The organism is Mycobacterium sp. 1164966.3 (genome assembly GCF_001665395.1).
Taxonomy (GTDB): Bacteria; Actinomycetota; Actinomycetes; order Mycobacteriales; family Mycobacteriaceae; genus Mycobacterium.
The window spans coordinates 142,183-164,505 of the sequence record NZ_LZSG01000005.1 but is presented as its reverse complement, the minus strand read 5'-3'; the positions used below and the strand labels follow the sequence as shown (position 1 = coordinate 164,505).

Here is a 22,323-nt window from a genome sequence, read left to right as displayed (position 1 = left end):
TCACACCAGTCACACTGTCAACTTTGGTAACAGGCCCGTGACGGTTGGGCGGCACTGCAGTTTCAGCAGGCTTTCCGTGTGAGCTGATGGCGTTGAGCGTGAGCTGATGGCGTTGAGTGTGTATCCACGGCTTTGCGAGTGAAGTGACGGTGCAAATCCGGGCCGATCGACGCCCTGGACTCACGCCAAAAGCCAACGATTCACGCGCAAAGCCAACGATTCACACCCAAAGGCCGCCTGCACGTTGACGGGTAGTACGGCCTGCAATTACGTTTGCTCGCTTGGGCTTTCGAGTTCGGGTTCCGGCGCGCTCTGCGGATGGGCAACCGCCCTCGCATCAGCACTGGTATCGCGCTTACTTTTCTGCGCTTGATGTTGCGCTTGGTGCGCCTCGGCAATCGCCAGACCGACCGCCCCCGGGAGCCGGTGAAAGCCGCTGCGGTCATAGATGCGCGTGGTGATGCCGCCCAGCAGCAACCCGATGACCAATCCGATGGCCGTCATCAGCAACGCCTGGGACAGACCGGCGTTCCCAACGCCGTTCAGATACAGCAGCGACCGCACGCCCAGGAAGACCTGGTGCATCGGCTCGAACTTCGCGAGCCAGCGGAAGAAGGTCGGCACCGCTTCCAGGGGCACCGTAGCGCCCGCCGACGGCAAGCCCAGAATCACGAAGATCAGCATGCTGAACAGCATTCCCATCGAGCCCAGCACCGCGATCAGCGAACTCGACGTGATACCCACCGCGCTGATGGCGAACACGCCGAAGATCCACAGTTGCCAGCCGCGGTCGACGGGCATGCCGAGCCCGTGGGCGATCGCCAGGTATACCGCGGAGGTAAGCAGCGCCAGCACGACCATCAATCCCCACTTGACCAACAGCGTGCGGAATCGGGAGATGCTGATCAGCTCGGCGAAGCGATAGACGGGACCGAATTCGGCCGGCACATAGCCGAGCATCGAGTCCACCAGCGTGCTGACCACGATGCTGCCGGTAAAGCCTGCCAACAGCAGCAACAGCGCGTAATAGAAAGCCGACAGGCCGTTGCCGGTGCCGTTGGGCAGCGGGTTGTACACCGCGGACTTGACGTCGATCGGGCTGGCGAGCCCCAACGCCGACGCTCCGGTCAGCGGTGCGCCGCCCGTCTGGGCCGCGACCTCCTCCGAAACATACTGACCCACTTGGGCATTGGCTTTGGCCATGGCCTGGGAGAGGGTCTGCCCGGCGATGCTCGAGCCCAGTGTGCCGGCGCGCTGGTTGGTCAGGATCGTGACCGACGGCCGGTTCGGGCGGTTGGGCGTTACCGAGCTCTCGCCGAATTCGCGAAGATTGGTCGAGAAGTTCACCGGAATGAACAGTTCGCCGTAAACCTTCGCGGTGTCCATCAGCCGCTTCGCCTCGTCGGGGTGCACCACCCGCACATCGAACTTGTTCTTGTCCAACCCGGCGGTCAGGCCGTCGACGATCTTTGCGCCCGCGGGGCCGGCGTCCTCGTTGACCACGGCGATCGGGAAGTGGCGCAGGTTGGTCGTCGGGTTCAGGATGCCGCCCAGGTAGAGGGCACACAGCGCTGACATCAGGGCCAGCGTGATGACGATCGGCGCCCCCCAGAACCGCACGGTCCGTATTGCCTTCAGCGGGTTGGGCGCCGCGTGCCGCGGCTGTGTTTGAGGCATGCGGGCTCCTCTCTGTCGCGCCCACTCTATGTGGTGCTATCGACGTGCGGTGCTACCGACCGAGCGTGGCATGCATCTCCCAGACCAGCGCTTCCGACGGCTCGCTCGCGGTCACCCGCCGCCCGTCGTCGTCAGCAAGCCGGACCGCGTCGCCTTCGTCTAGCTCGCCTGCCCCTTCCAGCGTGAGCCGGCCGCGCGGCACGAACAGATGCAGATAGCGAGCCGCGGGCAGGGTGACCATGTCGCCGGGCTGCAAGCGGGCGGCGTGCAGCGCGACGCTGCGGTTGTGCAGGGTGATGGGCGCGTCGTGCCCGGGAATGCCGGACGCGATCGTCGTCAGGCGACCGGCCAACACGTCCTCGTCGATTTCGTGCTGCTGATAGCTCGGGGTGATGCCGGCCTGGTCCGGCATCACCCACATTTGCACGAAATGCACCGGTTCCGTGAGTGATTCATTCTTTTCGGAATGCAGGATCCCGCTGCCGGCCGACATCCGTTGCGCCAGCCCGGGGTAGATCACCCCGCGATTGCCGGCTGAATCCCGGTGCGTGAGCTCACCCTGCAGCACCCAGGTCACGATCTCCATGTCGCGGTGCGGGTGGGTGTCGAATCCCGTTGCGGGCGACACGATGTCGTCGTTGTTCACCAGCAGTACCCCGTAATGGGTGTTGTCGGGATCGTAGTGGCCGCCGAACGAGAACGAATGCCTTGACTCGAGCCACGATGTCGTGGTGACCGCCCGGTCGGCCGCGCGTCTTATCTGCACGGCTCTACAGTAGTAAGCCTTGCGCATGGCGCAGGGCGGCGTCCAGCTCGGGCAGAGTCAGGCCCTCGGTGCCGCCCAGGTGGATCTCGATCTGGTACTCCGGCTGGCCGTGCCGTCCGAAAATCGGCAGCACGACGAATTCCGTTGACGCCAGCTCTTTTTCGAGGGCATCCGTGACCGAGCGCAGCGTCACCATGCTCATCAGCGTAGTGAGCTGATGGGTCACCCGTGCGGTCGGCTCCAACGATGCCAGCACACTGGCCAGCCGGTGGTGCAGCGATTGGTGCTCATCGTCGAACCGCCACGCGCCGTAGCCGCGGGCCCTGATATCGGCAAGAACGCGAAGATGCTGCGCGATTTGGCCGGTCGTCAGCCGAGGCGTCACTCGGCGCAGCCACGACGCGACGAAATCGTCGTCGCGCCAGGCCATCGCAACCAAACCGAACGGCGGGTCGATGGGGAAGCGCTGCCCGACGGCGTGCTCGCCGTCGGTGCCATGGCCGAACGCGTCGACGGTGGTGAGGTGCCGATCGCCGATCTTCGACATCGAGCACCCTGCGCCGAGGGCCTCATGCAGGTAGCGCAGCGCGTCCCGCCCGCGGTCCAGCAATGGGAACTGCGTCCGCAAGCCGTGTACCAATCCGAACAACCCGCTGCCCAACGTGTAGCGGCGGTCCTCGCGCCGAGCTACCCATGACTGCCGTTCGAGCTCAGCGAGCACCAGCGCGCAGGTTGACGTGCTGATGCCGCATTCCTTTGCGAGTTCGGCCGACGTCCGTCCTTGCGGCGCATCGGCCAGCGCGACCAGTACGTCCATCACCCGGCGGGTGGGCGGTGACTTGACGGTTGACGGATTCACTGGCAGCTTCCTAGCATGCTTCCTAAATCTTAGATGAGTAATCCTAATATTAGGAGAACCACTGTTCAAAGTGGGGGTGTGGGGTCCCGGCTCCATGGGGTTGATCGCACTGCGCGGGGTCGTTGATCACCCAGAGCTGGAACTTGTCGATCTGGTGGTCCACAGCGATGCCAAGGTGGGCCGGGACGCCGGTGACTTATGCGGAATCGCGCCAGTGGGCGTGCTGGCAACACAGGATCCGGGACCGATGCTTGCCGGCGAGGCCGACGTAGTGGTGTACGCCGCGGCGGCTAACCTGCGTCCGCTGGACGCGGTCGCGGACATGGTGTCGATCTTGCGAGCCGGTAAGAATGTGGTGTCGTGTTCGGTGGTGCCGCTGGTGTTTCCCGACGCGGTCGATGAGGCGTTCACGGAACCGTTACGGCAGGCCGCGTTGGACGGCGGCGTGTCCTTCTTTACTACCGGCATCGACTCCGGGTTTGCCAATGACATTCTGCCCCTGGTGCTTTCGGGCGTCTCCCGGGTCATCGAATCGGTCCGGGTGACAGAGATGTTCAACTACGCCACATATCCCGACAAAGACGCCGTGTACGAGATTCTCGGCTTCGGCAAGCCGCCGGAGTTCGAGGCTTTCGCCGCCACGCCCGGAGTTTTCACCTTCGGCTGGGGCCCGGTTCTGCACCAGCTTGCGGCCGGACTGGGCTGCAAGATCGACCATATCGACGAGACAGTCGAGCGGGTGCCCGCTCCGGACTCCTTCGACACGCCAACAGGTCGGATCGAGGCCGGGACGATCGCGGCGATGCGGTCGACGCTGACCGGCTACGTCGGCGACAAAGCGACTTTCGTGCTCGATCACGTCACCAGGATGCGCGACGACATCGCCGGCGACTGGCCGCAACCACGCATCTCCATCGAGCCGAAAAACCTCGGCTACGGACCTGCCAGCGGCCAAGGCCTGTACCGCGTCGAAATCGAAGGCTCGCCAAGCATGCGGTGCGAATTCGAGATGGCCGACGACCGCGACCACGACCTGGGCGCGCGTATCGCAGGCGCATCGCGGATGGTCAACGCCATACCGGCGGTGTGCGCGGCGCGTCCCGGTCTGCTTTCCGCCTTGGATCTGCCGCTGGTCACCGGTGCCGGGCTGGTCGGCCCGCTGACGGGTCCGCCACCCGACAGCCGGCTGTTCTGAAGTTCAACGGTTACAAAGAAGCGGGCAAGCCGAACTTCGCGAACAGGCTCTCGTCCAAAAAGGCCACTACGTGCGAAACGCCGTCGGGCGTCATGTCCAGCACATGCAACTGAAAGGGCACATGCACGTCACCCTGGCGCATATACATGGCGGCCGCGGGCTGGCCGTTGGCGATCAACGGGAGCATGCGCATATCGCCCGGCGACTCGGCCGGGCACTGCTGGTGAATGAGCGTGACGATGGCCTGCGGGCCGTGGTACCAGCCGACGTAGGGCGGCATCTCCCAGATGGCCTCGCTGGTGAACATCTCTACCAGCCGGTCGATGTCGTAGGTCTCGAACGCCGCGATGTAGCGGCCCAGCCGATCCCGCGCCTCCGCGGAATCCGGCGCTACCAGCTGATCGTCGGCGCTGGGCCCGACGGCATCCAGCTGAGAGCGGGCCCGCTGCAACAGGCTGTTGACGGCGACCGTGGTGGTGCCGATCGCGTCGGCCACCTCGGCAGCCTTCCACTGCAGGACGTCGCGCAGCAGCAGCACCGCGCGCTGGCGCGGTGAAAGGTGCTGCAGCGCAGCAACAAACGCCAACCGCACCGACTCCCTGGAGCCGACGATCACCGAGGGGTCCGCGGGATCGTCCACAGTCTCGGGCAACGGCTCCAGCCAGGGCACCTCGGGACGCTCCACCAACTCCGCCGTCGGCTCCGAGCTGGACGTGCCCAGCCCGGTCGGCAATGGCCGGCGTGCGCGGCCCTCCAGCGCGCTCAGGCAGGTATTGGTGGCTATCCGGTGCAGCCAGGTTCGCAGCGACGACTTTCCTTCGAAACGGTCGTATGCCTTCCAGGCGCGCAGAAACGTCTCCTGCACCAAGTCCTCCGCGTCGTGCAGCGACCCGGTCATCCGATAGCAGTGCGCGAGCAGTTCCCGACGGTACGGCTCGGCGTGGGTGGAGAACTCGGCATCGAAACTTTCCGCTAGCACACTCACGTCAACGAGGGTACGCAGCGGGGCTGACATGCCCGCGCGCGGAGGCACCGCGGTCTCGTAAGCTGCCCGTAATGACTACCAACCGCACGGAACGGAATTTCGACGGTGTCGGCGGCGTGCGCATCGTTTACGACGTCTGGATGCCGGCGACTCCGCCGAAGGCGGTGGTGGTGCTTGCGCACGGGTTTGGCGAGCATGCGCGGCGCTACGACCACGTCACCCAGCGCTTCGGCGAAGCCGGCCTGGTCACCTATGCGCTGGATCATCGTGGGCACGGCCGCTCCGGCGGCAAGAGGGTGGTAGTGCGGGATATCGCCGAGTTCACCGCGGACTTCGACACCTTGGTGGGTATGGCCAAGCGCGAACATCCCGGCCTGAAATGCGTTGTGCTGGGGCACAGCATGGGCGGTGGGATCGTGTTCGCCTACGGCGTCGAACGCCCCGACAACTACGACTTGATGGTGCTGTCGGCGCCGGCGGTGGCGGCCCAGGAACTGGTGAACCCACTGGTCGCGCTGGCGGCCAAGGGGCTCGGAGTCCTTGCGCCCGGTCTGCCGGTGCAGGAACTGGACTTCACCGCCATATCACGCGACCCGGAGGTGGTGTCGGCGTACGTGAACGATCCGCTGGTGTACCACGGGAAGGTGCCCGCCGGTCTTGGTCGCGCGCTGCTGCAGGTCGGTGAGACGATGCCCCGGCGGGCACCGGCTTTGACGGCGCCGCTGCTGGTGGTGCACGGCACCGACGACCGGCTGATCCCGGTCGACGGCAGCCGCCGGCTGATTCAATGCGTCGGGTCCACCGACGTCGAGTTGAAGGAATATCCCGGGCTTTACCATGAGGTCTTCAATGAGCCGGAGCGCAACCAAGTGCTCGACGACGTGGTCACCTGGATCACCAAGCGGCTCTGACTGAGATGTCGTACCGCTCGCGTACTTTGACGCTATGACCGACGACAAGATGCTGGCCCGCATCGCCGCACTGCTACGTCAGGCCGAAGGCACCGACAACGCCCATGAGGCCGATGCGTTCATGGGCGCCGCCCAGCGGTTGGCGACGGCGGCCTCGATCGACTTGGCAGTCGCCCGATCCCACCAGTCCAACCGATCGGCCGCACAGACGCCCACCCAGCGCACCATCACCATCGGGACCGCGGGTACCCGCGGCTTGCGGACCTATGTGCAGCTTTTCGTCCTGATCGCGTCCGCGAACGACGTGCGCTGCGACGTGGCGTCGAATTCGACCTTCGTCTACGCCTACGGTTTCGCCGAGGACATCGATGCGACGCACGCCCTGTACGCCAGCCTGGTCGTACAGATGGTGCGGGCGTCGGACAGTTATCTCGCCTCGGGCGCACACCGGCCGACGCCGACGATCACCGCTCGCCTCAACTTTCAGCTGGCGTTCGGGGTGCGTGTCGGGCAGCGCCTGGCCGAGGCGCGCGAGCAGGCCCGCCGAGAGGTCACCGAGGACCGCGGCCGCTCGCCCGGCACCGCCATCGCATTGCGGGACAAGGAAATCGAGCTGCAAGATCACTACCGCAGCGCGTCCAAAGCACGCGGCACCTGGCAGGCCACCCGAGCCACCGCCGGGTATTCATCGGCGGCGCGACGCGCGGGAGACCGGGCGGGCAGGCGAGCTCGGCTCGGAAACAGCACCGAGCTGCCTGGGTCTCGGACCGCGCTGGGCCGGTGATACCCGAGCCGGTGACGCCAGCGGAGTCGCCTCGAGATTCCCAGCGCTCCAAAGTTTATGCTGCGGAGGAATTCATCCGGACGCTGTTCGATCGCGCCGCCGAACACGGGTCGCGTGCGATCGACTTCTTCGGCACCCAGTTGACGCTGCCGCCGGAGGCCCGGTTCGGGTCGGTGGCGTCCGTGCAGCGCTACGTCGACGATGTGCTGGCGTTACCGGCGGTTCGGGAGCAATGGCCGGCGGTGTCCTCGCTGCGAGTGCGGGCGCGCCGGGCGGCCACCGCCGCACACTACGAAAACCTTGATGGCGCAGGCGTTATCGCCGTTCCCGACCGTGGCACCGCCGACTGGGCGATGCGCGAACTGGTGGTACTGCACGAGTTGGCGCATCACTTGTGCCAAGCGCAGCCCGCGCACGGCCCGGAGTTCGTCGCAACCATCTGCAGGCTGACCGAGCTGGTGATGGGACCCGAGCTCGGGCACGTGCTGCGTGTCGTCTACGCCAAAGAGGGGGTGCGATGAGCGATCCCGACCTCCGTGCCGCCGAGATCGAAAGTCAGATGACCGATGACGAGCGATTCTCGTTGATTGTCGGCGTGATGGGGGCCAGTGACATGTGGCCGGTGCGCGACGAGCGCATCCCGCCGGGCGTTCCGATGTGCGCGGGTTATGTCCCGGGGATTCCCCGGCTCGGTGTCCCGGCGCTGCTGATGAGTGACGCCGGTCTGGGCGTCACCAACCCCGGATACCGGCCCGGCGACACCGCCACTGCGCTGCCTGCCGGGCTGGCCCTGGCTGCCGGTTTCGATCCGGAGCTCGCCCACGCCGCGGGTGAGGCGATCGGCCGGGAGGCCCGCAGTCGCGGCTTCAACGTGCTACTGGCCGGCGCCATGAACCTGGCACGTGACCCGCGAAACGGCCGCAATTTCGAATACCTTTCCGAGGACCCGCTTTTGACCGGAACCATCGCCGCCGGCTCGGTCAACGGAATACAGCGGCAGGGGGTCATCTCGACGGTCAAGCACTTTTCGCTGAACTCCAACGAGACCAATCGACATTGGCTGGACGCGATCATCGATCCCGACGCGCACCGTGAATCGGACCTGCTGGCCTTCCAGATCGCCATCGAGCGGTCGGCGCCGGGTGCCGTGATGGCCGCCTACAACAAAATCAACGGCGACTACGCCGCGGCCAACGAGGTTCTGCTCAACGAGGTGCTGAAAGGTGCCTGGGGATACCGCGGTTGGGTGATGTCCGACTGGGGCGCGACACCGAGTTGGGAGTGCGCGTTGCATGGCCTCGACCAGGAGTGCGGCGCCCAGCTCGACGCCGTGTTCTGGCAGGCGGAGATGTTTACCGAGCCGCTGCGAGTCGCCTGCGCCGACGGCAGGTTGCCCAGAGAACGCTTGTCGGCGATGGTCCGGCGGATCTTGCGGTCGGTGTTCGCGGTCGGCGTCGACCGGTGGCCGGCTGCTAAGCCGGATACGCCGGATAGCTTGGTGCACAACGAGATTGCGTTGCAGATCGCACGGCAGGGAATCGTGCTGCTGGTCAACCGGGGGGTGTTGCCGCTGGCACCTGAGACGTCGGCGCACATCGTGGTCATCGGCGGCTATGCACAGTTGGGCGTGCCAACCGGCGGCGGGTCCAGTGCGGTCGTCCCCCCGGGCGGTTATGCGGATGTGATTCCGATCGGCGGACCGGGCCTGACCGGCGGAATGCGCAATCTCTATCTGCTGCCGTCGAGCCCGCTCGACGAGCTGAGGAAGCAATTCCCGCGCGCCCAGATCGAGTTCGACCCCGGTCTCAGTCCGGCAGAGGCGGTGCTGGCGGCACGGCGAGCAGACGTCGCGGTCGTGTTCGCGGTCCGCGTCGAGACGGAGGGCTATGACATTGCCGACCTCTCGTTGCCGTGGGGTCAGGACGCGGTGATCGCCGCCGTCGCTGCCGCCAACCCGAACACCGTGGTGGTGCTGGAGACCGGCAACCCGGTGGCCATGCCGTGGCGCGATTCGGTCAATGCCGTTGTGCAGGCATGGTATCCGGGACAGGCGGGCGGCCAGGCCATCGCGGAGATCCTGGCCGGTCGCGTCAACCCGTCGGGTCGGCTGCCGATCACCTTCCCGGCCGGCCTCCACCAGACACCGCGGCCGGAGCTGCCCGGTCTCGGCGAACCGTTCGGGACGCCGACCACCATCGACTACTTCGAAGGCGCCGACGTCGGCTACCGCTGGTTCGCGAAACAGGGTCACGAGCCGATGTTCGCATTCGGCCACGGCCTGTCCTATACCAAGTTCGAGTACCGCGACCTGACCGTCTCCGGCGGTGAGACCGTCACGGCCAGCTTCACCGTCCACAACACCGGCGATCGCAGCGGGGCTGACGTGCCGCAGCTGTACCTGACGGACGCTCCGGACGGGAAACGGTTGCGCTTGTTGGGGTTCCAGCGGGTAGAGCTTCAGCCCGGCGACAACTGCCGGGTGACCATCGCGGCGGAACCGCGCCTACTCGCCCGCTATGACGGCGGTCACTCCGGCTGGCGCATCGCATCGGGCAACTACGCCGTGGCGGTGGGCGCTTCGGCGGCAGCCCCGGAGTTGGCGGCCGAGGTCGAGCTGGCCGGTCGCGTGTTCGGGCGATAACAAGCGACCGGCCTTCCAGACCTACTCGACCGGCACCAGCTCTTCGCCGCAGGTGCAACGGTAGGCCTGGCCGGCGTTCGAGCAGTGGCACTCGTTTTCGATCCGGACCCGGCATCCGCAGCCCTCGTGGCCACACGTCAGCACGGTTCCCGCCTCGTAGTTGGTCATTTCCTGTCCCTTCTGTGTGTCGCTGCTTCGTACACGTATCGAAGCCTATACCCCGTATGGGTATCCGAGCAAGTGTGCAGCCACACATTTCGCCCTGCTACGCCGCACCGCTAGCGTGGGCGCATGGCCGAAAACCCAACGCCACAAGCAGTGGACGCGTTCTTGGACGGCACCGTGGTCGGCGACGATCCGGTGTTGACGGAAGCCCTGACGGCCAGCCAGGCGGCCGGATTGCCTCCGATCGCCGTCTCGGCCCAGCAGGGCAAGTTCCTGTGCCTGCTGGCCGGTGCGATGCAGGCGCGCCGCATCCTCGAGCTCGGCACATTGGGCGGCTTCAGCACCATCTGGCTGGCCCGCGGCGCCGGTCCGCAGGGACGCGTGGTGACGCTGGAGTACGAACCCAAGCACGCCGACGTCGCACGAGCCAACCTGGAACGGGCCGGTGTGGCAGACCGGGTGGAGGTTTTGGTCGGTGCCGCGCTGGACACGTTGCCGACGGTCCGCGGCCCGTTCGATCTGGTGTTCATCGATGCCGACAAAGAGAACAATCTGGCCTACCTCGACTGGGCGATCCGTCTGTCCCGTCCCGGCTCGATCATTGTGGTGGACAACGTCATTCGGGACCGCCACATCCTGACGGAGTCGGCTGACCCCAGGGTCACGGCGACGCGCCAAACCCTGCAGGTGATGGGAGAGCACCCCCGGCTGGACACCGCGGTGCTGCAGACCGTCGGGGCCAAGGGCTGGGACGGTTTCGCGATCGCGGCCGTGCGCTAGCTGTGCCGAGCAGACACAAAATCGCCCAATTTCGCACGGAAATAGGCGATTTTGCGTCTGCTCACCAAGTTAGCGCGGACTCAGGTCTTTGACCGCTTGTTCGGCTGAGGTGACCTCGGTGATCCGCAGCGCCGTCTCACCGGCGTACAAGGCCGCGCGGTCAACCCACGAATCCGGCATCCGGCGAACCGGCGCCGCCGGTGTGAACAGCGGGCGGCGCGGTGACTGCAGGCGCAGCACGCCGCCCAGGTCGCGGTAGAGCGGCGCGGACAGCGGGCGACTCGCCGCGTTCAGTCTCGCCGGAATTGCCTTGGCCCACCCGTCCTCGCGGCACCAGCGCCGGGTTGCGGCGTTGGGCACCACGCGGTGCCGGAGCGGCCAGGTGACCCCGAACAGGTCGGTCTCGATCGTCTTGTCCGCGTTTATGATTCGCCGTTGGTACTCGCGGTTGGCGTCGGCCTCGTCGGTGAGTAGGAATCGCGTTCCGGCGATGACGCCACTGGCGCCCGCGGCCAGGGCGGCTCGGGTGTCGGCGCCGTCGGCGATTCCACCGGCCACGAACACCGGCCGATCTCCCGCAGCGGCCAGCGCTTGCGGCAGGAAGTCCATGGCCGGCTCGGTTCCGACCAGGTGACCCCCGGCTTCTCGGCCCTGCGCGATCAAGCCGTCGGCACCCCAGGCGACGGCGCGGCGTGCCTGCGTTGCAGTACCGACCATCACGAAGACGAAAATCCCCGCGTCACGCAGATGCTCGATAAGGCTGCGCGTTTCGCCGAAAGCCAGCACGGCGACGTCAATGCGGCTGTCGACACACACTTCGACGTGGCGGCGACCAACGAAGCGCATCAACAGGTTTACCGCGACCGCGCGGCCGGGTGCCGCAGCGCGCACCCGATCGATCCGGCTACGCAGTTGCCACGGCGTGGTCAGGCCCAGTGTGCCCAGCCCGCCAGCCTTGGCGACGGCGGCGGCCAGCGCCGAACCGGCCAGCCCGCCGCCCATGCCCGCCTGTCCCACCGGAACGTCCAGGCGCAGCCGGTCAAGAACGTCCATGAGACTCCCTGCGGCGAGGGTGCACAAAATGCCAATGACTCCCGGCGTGTCGTGTACAAACGTGCACGCTCGCAACGACGTCCACTAGCCGCAGACCGCGCCGACCGCGGCTGAGCCGACGAGCTTGACGTACTTGGCCAGCACGCCGGTGGTGTAGCGCGGCGGTGGAGGACTGAAATCCTCTTGCCGAGACGCGAATTCGGCCGGATCAGCCAGCACGTCGAGTGTTTGGCTGGCGACGTCGAGACGGATCCGGTCGCCGTCGCGCAGGAAGGCGATGGGCCCGGCGTCGACGGCTTCCGGTGCGATGTGGCCCACACACAGGCCGGTCGTTCCGCCGGAGAACCGGCCGTCGGTCAGCAACAGCACGTCCTTGCCCAGCCCGGCGCCCTTGATGGCGCCGGTGATGGCCAGCATCTCGCGCATCCCCGGGCCACCCTTGGGGCCCTCGTAGCGGATCACCACCGCATCGCCCGCGGTGATGGTGCCGTCCTCGAGGGCATCGAGGGCAGCCCGCTCGCCGTCGAAAACCCTTGCGGTGCCTTCGAACACGTCGGAATCGAAACCGGCCGACTTGACCACCGCGCCCTCCGGCGCCAGCGATCCGCGCAGGATGGTGATGCCTCCGGTCGGGTGCAGCGGGTTGTTCAGCGCGCGCAGCACCTTCCCGTCGGGGTCGGGCGGGGCGATGTCGGCCAGGTTCTCGGCCACCGTCTTGCCGGTCACCGTCAGGCAATCGCCGTGCAGCAGGCCGGCGTCAAGCAGCGTTTTCATTACCACCGGGACACCGCCGATGTGGTCGACGTCGACCATCACGTGCTGACCGAACGGCTTGACGTTGGCCAGGTGTGGCACCTTCGACCCGATGCGGCTGAAGTCGTCGAGGGACAGCGCGACGCCGGCTTCTTGCGCGATGGCCAGCAGGTGCAGCACCGCGTTGGTGGAGCCGCCGAATGCCATCACCACGGCGATCGCGTTCTCGAACGCCTCGCGGGTGAGGATGTCGCGGGCGGTGATGCCGCGGCGCAGCAGCTCGATGACGGCCTGACCGCTTCGGCGGGCGAACCCGTCGCGTCGGCGGTCGGTCGCCGGCGGTGCCGCGCTGCCCGGTAGCGACATGCCCAGCGCTTCGGCGGCGCTGGCCATCGTGTTGGCGGTGTACATGCCGCCACACGCGCCCTCGCCGGGGCAGATCGCCCGCTCGATGGCGTCGACGTCCTCGCGGCTCATCAATCCGCGCGAGCACGCGCCGACCGCCTCGAACGCGTCGATGATGGTGACCTCACGCTCGCTGCCGTCGGAGAGCTTGGCCACCCCGGGCAGGATCGAGCCGGCGTAGAGGAACACCGACGCCAGGTCCAGCCGCGCGGCGGCCATCAGCATCCCGGGCAGGGACTTGTCGCAGCCGGCCAGCAGCACCGACCCGTCCAGCCGCTCGGCCTGCATCACGGTTTCGACGCTGTCGGCGATCACTTCGCGAGACACCAGCGAGAAGTGCATGCCCTCGTGGCCCATCGAGATTCCGTCGGAAACCGAGATGGTCCCGAACTCCAGCGGATACCCGCCCGCCGCGAACACGCCTTCCTTGACCGCCTTGGCCAAGCGGTCCAGGGACAGATTGCACGGCGTGATCTCGTTCCAGGAGGAGGCGACGCCGATCTGGGCCTTGGCGAAGTCTTCGTCCCCCATGCCTACCGCCCGCAGCATGCCACGGGCGGCGGCCTTCTCCAGGCCGTCGGTGACGTCGCGACTGCGGGGCTTGATGTCAGGGGTCATCGTCCCAGTATGCGGGTGTGTAACCAGCGGAAATCTGGCGGGTATACCCCGTTAGGGTATATTGGCCGCGTGACTCCCGAGCACGGATATTCGCAACAGAAGGACGACTACGCCAAGCGGCTGCGCCGCATCGAAGGGCAAGTGCGTGGAATCGCCCGGATGATCGAAGATGACAAGTACTGCATCGACGTCCTCACCCAGATCAGCGCCGTCAACAGCGCGCTGCGGTCGGTGGCTCTCAACCTGCTCGACGAGCACCTGAACCACTGCGTGACCCGCGCGGTAGCCGAAGGCGGCAGCGAGGCCGATAACAAGCTGGCCGAAGCGTCCGCGGCCATCGCACGCCTGGTTCGTTCATAATCGCGCGGGCGTGTTGAACCGCCCAGGTGGTTAAAACACGTCGTGGCAGTGCGTACGGTATGGGTCAGCGTGATCCGGCCGGGTACAAAAATGCTGTCCGCGGATCCCACACCCTTGAAAAGCCGATGATCGAAACCGAAACCGCCCCCGCACCCGCACGAACGTGGACGCCACGGATCGCGGTGCAACTATCCGTGCTGGCCGCCGCGGCCTTCATCTATGTCACGGCCGAACTTCTGCCGGTGGGCGCATTGGCAGACCCGAAGGCCAGCCCGGTCGAGGCGGGGTTGCTGCTGGCCTTGTATGCCCTGGTGGCGGCGCTGACAACGGTGCCTTTGGTGCGGTGGACGGCGCATTGGCCGCGGCGACGGGCGTTTCTGCTGAGCCTGACGTGCCTGACCATCTCGCAATTGCTGACCGCGCTGGCGCCCAACTTCGCGGTACTGGCCGCGGGCCGGGTGCTGTGTGCCATCACCCATGGCCTGCTGTGGTCGGTCATCGCGCCGATCGCCACCCGGTTGGTACCGCCTAGCCATGGCGGACGTGCCACGACGTCGATCTATGCCGGAACCAGCCTGGCGCTGGCGGTCGGCAGCCCCCTGGTGGCGGCCATGAGCGGGATGTGGGGCTGGCGGCTGGCGGTGGTGTGCGTCACCGTTGCGGCGGCCGTCGTCACGATCGCCGCAGTGTTGGTGCTGCCGCCGATGGTGCTCACCGAAAGCCAGCTCGCGCACGTGGGCGGGCGATCACGGCATCACCGCAATCGTGGGTTGATCACGGTCAGCCTGCTCACCATGGTGGCGGTCACCGCCCACTTCGTCTCCTACTCCTTCATCGTGGTGATCATCCGCGATGTCGTCGGCGTGGGCGTGCCGAACCTGGTCTGGTTGCTGGCCGCCTACGGGATCGCGGGCGTGGTGGCCGTGCCGCTGGTCGCGCGGCCGCCGGCCCATCGGCCCCGGGGTGCGGTCCTGGTCTGTATGGGTGCCCTGACGGCGGCGTTCGTCGTGCTGACCGCGCTGGCATTCGGCGGCAGCCGCACCATGGTGACCGCTTTGATCGGAACCGGAGCGATTGTGTTGTGGGGCGCCATGGCGACCGGTGTTTCGCCGATCCTGCAATCCGCGGCGATGCGCAGCGGTGCCAATGACCCCGACGGAGCGTCGGGCCTGTACGTGACGGCATTCCAGCTCGGTATCGCAGCCGGCTCGCTGGTCGGGGTCGCGGGGCTGTTGTACGAGGGCAGCGTGGCGGTGATGCTGAGCGCATCCGCGGGCCTGATGGCCATCGCCCTGGCCGGCATGGCCGCCAACCGGCAGTTGTTGGACCACCCGCCTGCGTCCGTGCCAACTTCACAGGACGCGTAAACACCGCAGGTCAGCGGCTTGGGGGTGGCCACGGGCGGGCGGTCCACCGGGGCTGGAATTAGGTAACTGATGGCCGCGCTATGCCAGACTGGGCCAAACGAGACGGGAGGGATGTGTATGTCGCTCTGGACGAGGGGAGGCCTCCTCGCCGCTATGAACGTGCTGGTGTTGGTGCTCAGTCCGGGCGCCGCCCTGGCAGATCCGGAACCCGATCCACCCGCCCCGGGGCCGGTCGCGGCACCAGCTGACCCGGGCGCGCCGCCGGCGTTGCCGTGGTTGGCGCCGGCGCCTGCGGTACCTGGCGAAGGTGCGGTGCCGCCGCCCGGCGCACCGGGGACACCGCCGGCGGTTGCTCAACCGACCGAGACGGGCCCGGTCGCCGGACAGAATCCGACGCCGTTCACCGGTAGCCCCCCGTTCCGTCCGCCGACCTTCAACCCGGTCAACGGGTCGATGGTCGGTGTGGGCAAGCCGATCATCATCAATTTCGCCGTGCCGATCGCAGACCGTCCGATGGCTGAAAGCGCCATCCACGTCTCGTCGGTTCCGCCGGTGCCGGGCAAGTTCTACTGGTTGACTCCCACCCAGGTGCGCTGGCGTCCGCTTGCGTTCTGGCCGGCGCACGCCACGGTTACCGTCGATGCGGCCGGCACCGTGTCGAGCTTCACCACCGGTGACTCGCTGATCGCGACCGCCGACGATGCGACACATCAGATGACGATCACCCGCAACGGCACGGTGGTGCAGACCTTCCCGATGTCGATGGGCATGGCGGCGGGTGGCCACCAAACCGCCAACGGCACCTACTACGTGCTCGAGAAGATGCACTCGGTGGTCATGGACTCATCGACGTACGGGGTCCCGGTCGACTCGGCCAACGGCTACAAGGTGACGGTCGCCGACGCCGTCCGATTCGACAACAGCGGCAACTTCGTGCACAGCGCTCCGTGGTCGGTGGGCGATCAGGGCAAGCGCGATGTCAGCCATGGCTGCATCAACCTGAGTCCCACCAACGCGAAATGGTTCTTCGACAATTTCGGCAGCGGAGATCCCATCATCGTGAAGAATTCCGTCGGCACCCCAAAGAACGACGGCTCCAACGACTGGCAAATGTAGGAATCTTTCGAGAAGCGACCGGAGGGACGTATATATGTCGGGCTGGACGTGGCGAAGTATCTCCGGAGCTCTGAAGACGGTCGGAATAGCTTCGGTATTCGGCTGGGTGCTGGTGCTGGGCGCGAGTCCTGCGCTGGCGGATCCAGATCCCACGCCTGATGATCCAGGCGTTGCCCCGCCACCGGTAGTCGCGGCGCCGCCGGCCGGTACGGCGCCGTTCGGGCCGCCGAAGATCAGCCCGTCCAACGGCTCGACGGTGGGGGTGGCCCAGCCGATCATCATCGACCTTCCCGGGCGGGTCGACGACGCGGGCGCCGCGGAAAGCGCGGTTCACGTCACGTCGACTCCGCCGGTGGAGGGCAAGTTCTATTGGCAGACCCCGACCCAGCTGCGGTGGCGGCCGTTGAGCTTCTGGCCCGCTCATACCGCGGTCACCGTCGACGCGGGTGGCACCGTGTCCAGCTTCCAGACGGGGGACACGCTGGTGGCGACCGCCGACGACGCCACGCACCAATTGACCGTCACCCGCAACGGCACCGTCGTGCAGACGTTTCCGATGTCGATGGGTATGGCAGCCGGCGGCCACCAAACCGCAAACGGCACCTACTACGTCCAAGAGAAATTGGCGTCAGTGGTGATGGATTCCTCGACGTATGGGGTTCCGTCCACCTCGGCGAATGGCTACCGGGTGACGGTGACCGATGCCGTCCGGTTCGACAACAGCGGGAACTTCGTGCACAGCGCGCCGTGGTCGGTGGACGACCAGGGCAAGCGCGACGTCAGCCACGGCTGCATCAACCTCAGCCCCACCAACGCCAAGTGGTTCTTCAACAACTTCGGTCCCGGTGATCCGATCATCGTGAAAAATTCGGTCGGCAGCTACACCAGGAACGACGGATCCAACGACTGGATGAGTTAGCTCCGCCGCCGAGCAGACGCAAAAGCCCCCGTTTCTCGCCTAAATCGGGGGCTTTTGCGTCTGGTCAGCACGCCGGACTATGTATATCGTCATACATATGGCAACTCCCCGCGAGCGCATGGTGGTGTCTGCGGCGCTGTTGATCAGGGAGCGCGGGGCGCACGCCACCGCGATCTCGGACGTTCTCGAGCACAGCGGCGCGCCCCGCGGGTCTGCGTATCACTACTTCCCGGGTGGGCGTACCCAACTGCTCTGCGAGGCGGTCGATTACGCCGGCGAGTACGTCGCCGCCATCATCGGCCGGGCCGGCCGGGGCATCACCCTCTTGGACACGCTGGTCGACAAGTACCGAAAGCAATTGCTCGACAGTGATTTTCGGGCCGGCTGCCCAATCGCCGCGGTTTCCGTCGAGGCGGGGTTCGAAAGAGGTGAAGCGGCCGACCGGGATCGGATGGCCCCGGCCGTCGAGCGGGCGGCCGCCGTCTTCGACCGCTGGACCGAGCTGATCGAGCAGCGACTGATTGCCGACGGCATACCAGCGCCGCGAGCCGGCGAACTGGCAGTCATGACCATCTCCGCGCTGGAAGGCGCACTGCTGCTGGCCCGCGTGCGCCGAGACTTGAAGCCCCTCGACCTTGTTCACCGTCAGCTGCGCGACCTGTTGCTGGCCGAGCTGCCCGAAGGAAAGGCGACCACGCGATGACCACCGATTGGCAGCCGACGGCATGCATCCTGTGCGAGTGCAATTGCGGCATCGTCGTGCAGGTCGACGATCGCAAGCTGGCGCGCATCCGCGGCGACAAGGCGCATCCCGCGTCGCAGGGCTACACCTGCAACAAAGCGCTGCGCCTCGATCACTACCAGAACGGCCGCGGTCGCCTGACGTCTCCGCTGCGGCGTCGCCCCGACGGCACCTATGAGGAAATCGACTGGGACACTGCGATTGTCGAGATCGCCGAGGGCTTCAAGCAGATCCGGGACAGCTACGGCGGGGACAAGATCTTCTATTACGGCGGCGGGGGGCAGGGCAATCATCTTGGCGGGTCCTACAGCAACGCATTCTTGAAGGCGCTGGGCTCGAAGTACCGGTCAAACGCACTGGCGCAGGAGAAGACCGGCGAAGCGTGGGTCGACGCCCACCTCTACGGTGGTCACACCCGGGGCGAGTTCGAACACGCGGAGGTCGCTGTCTTCGTCGGGAAGAATCCGTGGATGTCACAGAGCTTTCCGCGAGCCCGTGTGGTGCTCAACGAGATCGCCAAAGATCCGGCCCGCTCGATGATCGTGATCGATCCCGTCGTCACCGACACCGCGAAGATGTCCGACTTCCACCTGCGGGTGCGGCCCGGCACCGACGCCTGGTGCCTCGCGGCGCTGGCCGCGGTCCTGGTGCAGGAAAACCTCTGCGACGAGGCGTTTCTCGCTGAGCACGTGCACGGCGTCGACGCCGTCTGCGCGGTACTGCGCGAGGTACCGGTCGCTGACTACGCACAGCGGTGTGGGGTGGACGAAGAGTTGTTGCGTGCGGCTGCGCGACGCATCGGGACCGCGTCGAGCGTGTCGGTGTTCGAGGACCTCGGAGTCCAGCAGGCACCGAACAGCACGGTGTGCTCCTATCTGAACAAGATGCTGTGGATACTCACCGGCAACTTCGCGAAAAAGGGCGGCCAGCATCTGCATTCGTCGTTCGCGCCGCTGTTCGGCCAGTTCTCCGGCCGTACGCCGGTCACCGGCGCGCCGATCATCGCGGGGCTGGTACCGGGCAATGTCGTCCCCGAGGAAATCTTGACCGACCATCCGGACCGGTTCCGCGCCATGATCGTCGAAAGCAGCAATCCTGCTCATTCCCTTGCCAATTCGGCCGCATGCCGGGATGCGTTTCAGCAACTGGAGCTGCTCGTCGTCATCGACATCGCGATGACCGAAACCGCCCGGCTCGCCCACTACGTGCTGCCCGCGGCATCCCAGTTCGAGAAAGCGGAAGCTACCTTCTTCAATCTGGAATTTCCGCGCAATGCCATGCAATTGCGACGACCGCTGCTCGAGCCGTTGCCGGGCACGCTGCCCGAGCCGGAGATCTGGGCACGGCTGGTGCGGGCGCTCGGGATCGTCGAAGAGGAAGATCTGCGACCGTTGTGCGAGGCCGCTCAGCAGGGCCGCCGAGCCTACACCGAAGCGTTTCTCAGCGCCGTCGGCGGAAACCCGACGGTGGCGAAACTGGTTCCGCACGTGCTTTACGAGACCCTCGGACCGACACTGCCGGACGGATTGACCGGGGCTGCCGCCCTGTGGGGGCTCGCCCAGAAGACCGCGATGCAGTATCCCGATGCCGTGCGGCGCGCCGGTCACGCCGACGGCAATGCGCTGTTCGACGCGATCCTGGACAGCCCGTCCGGCGTCACCTTCACCGTGCACGAGTACGCGGACGACTTTGAGCTGATCAGCCACGCCGATCGCAAGATCGCTCTGGAGATCCCCGAAATGCTCGATGAGATAAGGTCATTGGCCGCGGCGCCCGCTCAGTTGACCAGTGCGGAATTTCCGATCGTATTGTCGGTGGGCGAGCGGCGTGCCTACACCGCCAACGACATCTTCCGCGACCCGTCATGGCGCAAGCGTGACGCCGACGGCGCGTTGCGGGTCAGTGTCGAGGACGCCCAGGCACTCGGGTTGGTTGACGGATGCCGCGCGCTGATCACCACCGCAGCCGGCAGTGCCGAGGCGACAGTCGAGATCACCGAGACAATGCTGGCCGGACATGCGGCTCTGCCCAATGGTTTTGGGCTTGACTACATCGATGAGGACGGGCGCACGGTTGTTCCGGGAGTTGCCCCGAACACACTGACGTCCACCGAATGGCGCGACCCCTATGCGGGCACCCCTTGGCACAAGCACGTCCCCGCCGACATCCGCCTGGCTGAGGCGGACTCACCCGCCTAGCGTCGCCGCTATCAGTTCCAGATGCGGACGCGGTGCGGGGCATCGAGGAAGAGCGCGTCGTCCTGGCCGACATCGAACGCTTCGTAGAACGCGTCGATGTTGCGGACCACGCCGTTGCAGCGGAACTCCGGCGGCGAGTGCGGATCGGTCGCCAACCGCCGAATCGCCTCGGCGTCACGCGATTTGGTTCGCCATACCTGCGCCCATCCGAAGAACACGCGCTGTACACCGGTCAGGCCGTCGATAACAGGCGGAGGCTCGCCGTTCAGCGAAAGCTGGTAGGCGAGTAGCGCAATGGACAGCCCGCCCAGGTCGCCGATGTTCTCGCCGACGGTGAACGCGCCGTTCACGTGATGGTCGCCGTCCAGCGCTCTGGGTGCGTACGCGTCGTACTGCTCGATCAACGCCTTCGTGCGGGTGCCGAACTCGGTCCGGTCCTCGTCGGTCCACCAGTCGACCAGGTTGCCGTCGCCGTCGTATTTGGCGCCCTGGTCGTCGAAGCCGTGCCCGATCTCGTGTCCGATCACCGCCCCGATACCACCGTAATTGGCGGCGTCGTCGGCCTCGGGGTCGAAGAACGGCGGCTGCAAGATCGCTGCGGGAAAGACGATTTCGTTCATGCCCGGGTTGTAGTAGGCGTTGACGGTCTGCGGCGTCATGAACCACTCGTCGCGGTCGACGGGTCCGCCGAGCTTGGCCATCTCACGGTCGTGGTTGACCGCAGACCCGCGCAGGTAGTTGCCGTACAAGTCGTTGCGGTCAATGACCAGCTCGGAGTAGTCCCGCCACTTCTTCGGATAGCCCACCTTCGGAGTGAACTTGCTCAGCTTGGCCAACGCGCGCTCCCTGGTTTCCGGCGTCATCCAGTCCAGGTTGTTGATGCTGATCCGGTACGCCTCCTGCAGGTTGGCCACCAGTGCGTCGATGCGCTCCTTGGCGCCGGGCGGGAAATGCCGTTGCACGTAAAGCTTTCCGACGGCATCGCCCATTAGGCCTTGCACCAGCGAAACCGCCCGCTTCCAACGGTCGCGGATCTGCTCGGCACCAGTCAGCAGGCGGCCGTAGAAGTCGAAGTCGGCGGCAACGAGTTCGTCCGTCAGCAGGCCGGCGCGCGCGCTGATCAATCGCCAACGGGCCCAGTGCTTCCAGTCTTCGAAGTCCTCTCCGGTCCACAAGGTGGCGAATGCGGTGAGGTAATCAGGTTGGCGCACAACGAGTTCCGTGACAACGTCAGGCTTGGCGCCCAGCGCGCCAACCCAGCCGGACCAGTCGAAACCCAACGCTTCGTTTTGCAGCTCGGCCAGGGTGCGCAGGTTGTACGTCAGCTCGGCGTCGCGACGCTTGACCACGTCCCAATGGGCCGCTGCCAGTTTGGTCTCCAGCGCCACGATGCGCGCCGCGGTGTCGGCGTGAGCTGCTGGGCTTGCATCGGGATAGACCAGGCCGAACATCCGCGCGATATGACGCGGGTAGGCGGCGAGTACCTCGGCGTGTTGGGGGTCGCGGTAGTAGGACTCGTCGGGCAACCCGATGCCGGACTGGGTGAAATGCATCAGATAACGAGTCGAGTCCTTGGAATCGGTATCGATGTACAACCCGACTCCCCCACCGACGCCGGTACGGTCAAACGCGCCGAGCACAGCGGCCAGCGCGTCGCGGTCAGCGGCCGCATCGATGGTGGCCAACTCGTCGAGTAGGGGTTGCACGCCCCTGCGTTCGACGGCGTCCTCGTCGAGAAAGCTGGCGTAGAGGTCGCCGATGCGCTGCTGATCGGTGCCAGGCTCGGCGCTGGACTGGCTGGCGTCGATGATCAGGTCGCGCACCTGCTCTTCGGCCCGGTCGTACAAGGTGCGAAACGCGCCGTCGGTGGCCCGGTCCGCGGGCATCTCGTATTCGGCCAGCCAGCGGCCGTTGACGTGACCGAAAAGGTCGTCTTGCGGTCGGGCATCGGCGTCGACGAAGCTCAGGTCGATCCCCGAGCGGATTGTCTGCACAGTCACCCCGCCATCCTTCCATCTCTTTTCAGGTG

19 protein-coding genes and 1 pseudogene are annotated in these 22,323 nt (G+C 66.3%); 12 read left to right on the top strand and 8 right to left on the bottom strand.

The genetic code is table 11. The annotated features are described in order from the left end of the window. Positions 1-267 precede the first annotated feature (267 nt). From A9W99_RS02715 to A9W99_RS02705, 3 genes are read right to left on the bottom strand one after another with little or no spacing between them, the layout of a single operon-like run. Positions 268-1,677, bottom strand: a complete 1,410-nt coding sequence (locus A9W99_RS02715) for a YhgE/Pip domain-containing protein (RefSeq protein ID WP_067372956.1) — start codon at positions 1,675-1,677, stop codon at positions 268-270. A 52-nt stretch (positions 1,678-1,729) separates the two neighbouring features. Beyond that, entirely contained in the window at positions 1,730-2,443 is a 714-nt protein-coding gene (locus A9W99_RS02710; RefSeq protein ID WP_371514914.1) for a pirin family protein, read from the bottom strand. Positions 2,444-2,447: 4 nt separating this feature from the next. Next, positions 2,448-3,260: a MarR family transcriptional regulator gene (locus A9W99_RS02705; RefSeq protein WP_067372951.1), complete on the bottom strand. Its 813-nt coding sequence runs from the start codon at positions 3,258-3,260 to the stop codon at positions 2,448-2,450. A gap of 103 nt (positions 3,261-3,363) precedes the next feature. Here A9W99_RS02705 and A9W99_RS02700 point away from each other — a divergent pair, with 103 nt between their 5' ends. Then, positions 3,364-4,497, top strand: coding sequence for a dihydrodipicolinate reductase (locus tag A9W99_RS02700; protein WP_082929789.1), 1,134 nt, complete (start codon positions 3,364-3,366; stop codon positions 4,495-4,497). Positions 4,498-4,507: 10 nt separating this feature from the next. On the opposite strand, the pseudogene A9W99_RS02695 reads toward A9W99_RS02700, so the two are convergent. Next, positions 4,508-5,606, bottom strand: a pseudogene (locus A9W99_RS02695) (sigma-70 family RNA polymerase sigma factor). Here A9W99_RS02695 and A9W99_RS02690 point away from each other — a divergent pair. Genes A9W99_RS02690 through A9W99_RS02675 form a run of 4 tightly spaced genes read left to right on the top strand, consistent with a single transcriptional unit; the run spans position 5,554 to position 9,818 of the window. Beyond that, a complete protein-coding gene (locus A9W99_RS02690; protein ID WP_067372947.1) occupies positions 5,554-6,393 on the top strand; it encodes an alpha/beta hydrolase in 840 nt (279 codons plus the stop codon). The pseudogene A9W99_RS02695 and the gene A9W99_RS02690 sit on opposite strands and share 53 nt — an antisense overlap. A 34-nt stretch (positions 6,394-6,427) precedes the next feature. Further along, on the top strand, positions 6,428-7,177 hold the full coding sequence (locus A9W99_RS02685) for a DUF2786 domain-containing protein (RefSeq protein ID WP_067372943.1): 750 nt from the start codon (positions 6,428-6,430) through the stop codon (positions 7,175-7,177). 11 nt (positions 7,178-7,188) lie between these two features. Further along, positions 7,189-7,698: a TIGR04338 family metallohydrolase gene (locus A9W99_RS02680; RefSeq protein ID WP_067373538.1), complete on the top strand. Its 510-nt coding sequence runs from the start codon at positions 7,189-7,191 to the stop codon at positions 7,696-7,698. Further along, entirely contained in the window at positions 7,695-9,818 is a 2,124-nt protein-coding gene (locus A9W99_RS02675) for a beta-glucosidase (protein ID WP_172828794.1), read from the top strand. The genes A9W99_RS02680 and A9W99_RS02675 overlap by 4 nt, the downstream gene beginning before the upstream one ends. Before the next feature lie 21 nt (positions 9,819-9,839). Here the strand turns inward: A9W99_RS02675 and A9W99_RS02670 are convergent, their stop codons facing one another. Then, entirely contained in the window at positions 9,840-9,986 is a 147-nt protein-coding gene (locus A9W99_RS02670) for a metallothionein (RefSeq protein ID WP_067372940.1), read from the bottom strand. Between the two features lie 123 nt (positions 9,987-10,109). Here A9W99_RS02670 and A9W99_RS02665 point away from each other — a divergent pair, with 123 nt between their 5' ends. Then, complete coding sequence (locus tag A9W99_RS02665; RefSeq protein WP_067372937.1) at positions 10,110-10,763, top strand: O-methyltransferase; 654 nt, start codon at positions 10,110-10,112, stop codon at positions 10,761-10,763. 69 nt (positions 10,764-10,832) lie between these two features. Here the strand turns inward: A9W99_RS02665 and A9W99_RS02660 are convergent, their stop codons facing one another. Beyond that, on the bottom strand, positions 10,833-11,816 hold the full coding sequence (locus A9W99_RS02660; RefSeq protein WP_067372934.1) for a nitronate monooxygenase family protein: 984 nt from the start codon (positions 11,814-11,816) through the stop codon (positions 10,833-10,835). A gap of 84 nt (positions 11,817-11,900) precedes the next feature. Continuing rightward, positions 11,901-13,592 (bottom strand): dihydroxy-acid dehydratase, encoded by a 1,692-nt coding sequence (gene ilvD, locus A9W99_RS02655; protein WP_067372931.1) that lies wholly within the window; start codon positions 13,590-13,592, stop codon positions 11,901-11,903. Between the two features lie 69 nt (positions 13,593-13,661). On the opposite strand from ilvD, the gene A9W99_RS02650 reads away from it, so the two are divergent. The 6 genes from A9W99_RS02650 to A9W99_RS02625 all read left to right on the top strand — a co-directional run bounded on the left by A9W99_RS02650 (position 13,662) and on the right by A9W99_RS02625 (position 20,294). Further along, the gene (locus tag A9W99_RS02650; protein ID WP_067372928.1) at positions 13,662-13,952 is read left to right on the top strand and encodes a metal-sensitive transcriptional regulator; all 291 of its coding nucleotides are present in this window, start codon (positions 13,662-13,664) and stop codon (positions 13,950-13,952) included. A gap of 125 nt (positions 13,953-14,077) precedes the next feature. Beyond that, on the top strand, positions 14,078-15,319 hold the full coding sequence (locus A9W99_RS02645; RefSeq protein ID WP_067373535.1) for an MFS transporter: 1,242 nt from the start codon (positions 14,078-14,080) through the stop codon (positions 15,317-15,319). Between the two features lie 117 nt (positions 15,320-15,436). After that, on the top strand, positions 15,437-16,435 hold the full coding sequence (locus A9W99_RS02640) for a L,D-transpeptidase family protein (RefSeq protein ID WP_067372925.1): 999 nt from the start codon (positions 15,437-15,439) through the stop codon (positions 16,433-16,435). A gap of 34 nt (positions 16,436-16,469) precedes the next feature. Then, positions 16,470-17,354 carry a L,D-transpeptidase family protein gene (locus tag A9W99_RS02635; RefSeq protein WP_067372922.1) on the top strand — a complete coding sequence of 295 codons (885 nt, stop codon included), beginning with the start codon at positions 16,470-16,472 and terminating at the stop codon, positions 17,352-17,354. A 97-nt stretch (positions 17,355-17,451) separates the two neighbouring features. Next, positions 17,452-18,057: a TetR/AcrR family transcriptional regulator gene (locus A9W99_RS02630; protein ID WP_067372920.1), complete on the top strand. Its 606-nt coding sequence runs from the start codon at positions 17,452-17,454 to the stop codon at positions 18,055-18,057. After that, positions 18,054-20,294 (top strand): molybdopterin-dependent oxidoreductase, encoded by a 2,241-nt coding sequence (locus A9W99_RS02625; RefSeq protein ID WP_067372916.1) that lies wholly within the window; start codon positions 18,054-18,056, stop codon positions 20,292-20,294. The genes A9W99_RS02630 and A9W99_RS02625 overlap by 4 nt, the downstream gene beginning before the upstream one ends. Before the next feature lie 11 nt (positions 20,295-20,305). On the opposite strand, the gene A9W99_RS02620 is transcribed toward A9W99_RS02625, so the two are convergent. Further along, positions 20,306-22,294 carry a M13 family metallopeptidase gene (locus A9W99_RS02620; RefSeq protein ID WP_067372913.1) on the bottom strand — a complete coding sequence of 663 codons (1,989 nt, stop codon included), beginning with the start codon at positions 22,292-22,294 and terminating at the stop codon, positions 20,306-20,308. Positions 22,295-22,323 lie beyond the last annotated feature (29 nt).

What these genes read in the sequence shown, in the direction of transcription:
- A9W99_RS02715 (WP_067372956.1), bottom strand. Translation starts at nt 1,677, where the DNA reads ATGCCTCAAACACAGCCGCGGCACGCGGCGCCCAACCCGCTGAAGGCA.
- A9W99_RS02705 (WP_067372951.1), bottom strand. Translation starts at nt 3,260, where the DNA reads ATGGACGTACTGGTCGCGCTGGCCGATGCGCCGCAAGGACGGACGTCG.
- A9W99_RS02690 (WP_067372947.1), top strand. Translation starts at nt 5,554, where the DNA reads ATGACTACCAACCGCACGGAACGGAATTTCGACGGTGTCGGCGGCGTG.
- A9W99_RS02685 (WP_067372943.1), top strand. Translation starts at nt 6,428, where the DNA reads ATGACCGACGACAAGATGCTGGCCCGCATCGCCGCACTGCTACGTCAG.
- A9W99_RS02675 (WP_172828794.1), top strand. Translation starts at nt 7,695, where the DNA reads ATGAGCGATCCCGACCTCCGTGCCGCCGAGATCGAAAGTCAGATGACC.
- A9W99_RS02670 (WP_067372940.1), bottom strand. Translation starts at nt 9,986, where the DNA reads ATGACCAACTACGAGGCGGGAACCGTGCTGACGTGTGGCCACGAGGGC.
- A9W99_RS02665 (WP_067372937.1), top strand. Translation starts at nt 10,110, where the DNA reads ATGGCCGAAAACCCAACGCCACAAGCAGTGGACGCGTTCTTGGACGGC.
- A9W99_RS02660 (WP_067372934.1), bottom strand. Translation starts at nt 11,816, where the DNA reads ATGGACGTTCTTGACCGGCTGCGCCTGGACGTTCCGGTGGGACAGGCG.
- ilvD (WP_067372931.1), bottom strand. Translation starts at nt 13,592, where the DNA reads ATGACCCCTGACATCAAGCCCCGCAGTCGCGACGTCACCGACGGCCTG.
- A9W99_RS02645 (WP_067373535.1), top strand. Translation starts at nt 14,078, where the DNA reads ATGATCGAAACCGAAACCGCCCCCGCACCCGCACGAACGTGGACGCCA.
- A9W99_RS02640 (WP_067372925.1), top strand. Translation starts at nt 15,437, where the DNA reads ATGTCGCTCTGGACGAGGGGAGGCCTCCTCGCCGCTATGAACGTGCTG.
- A9W99_RS02635 (WP_067372922.1), top strand. Translation starts at nt 16,470, where the DNA reads ATGTCGGGCTGGACGTGGCGAAGTATCTCCGGAGCTCTGAAGACGGTC.
- A9W99_RS02630 (WP_067372920.1), top strand. Translation starts at nt 17,452, where the DNA reads ATGGCAACTCCCCGCGAGCGCATGGTGGTGTCTGCGGCGCTGTTGATC.
- A9W99_RS02625 (WP_067372916.1), top strand. Translation starts at nt 18,054, where the DNA reads ATGACCACCGATTGGCAGCCGACGGCATGCATCCTGTGCGAGTGCAAT.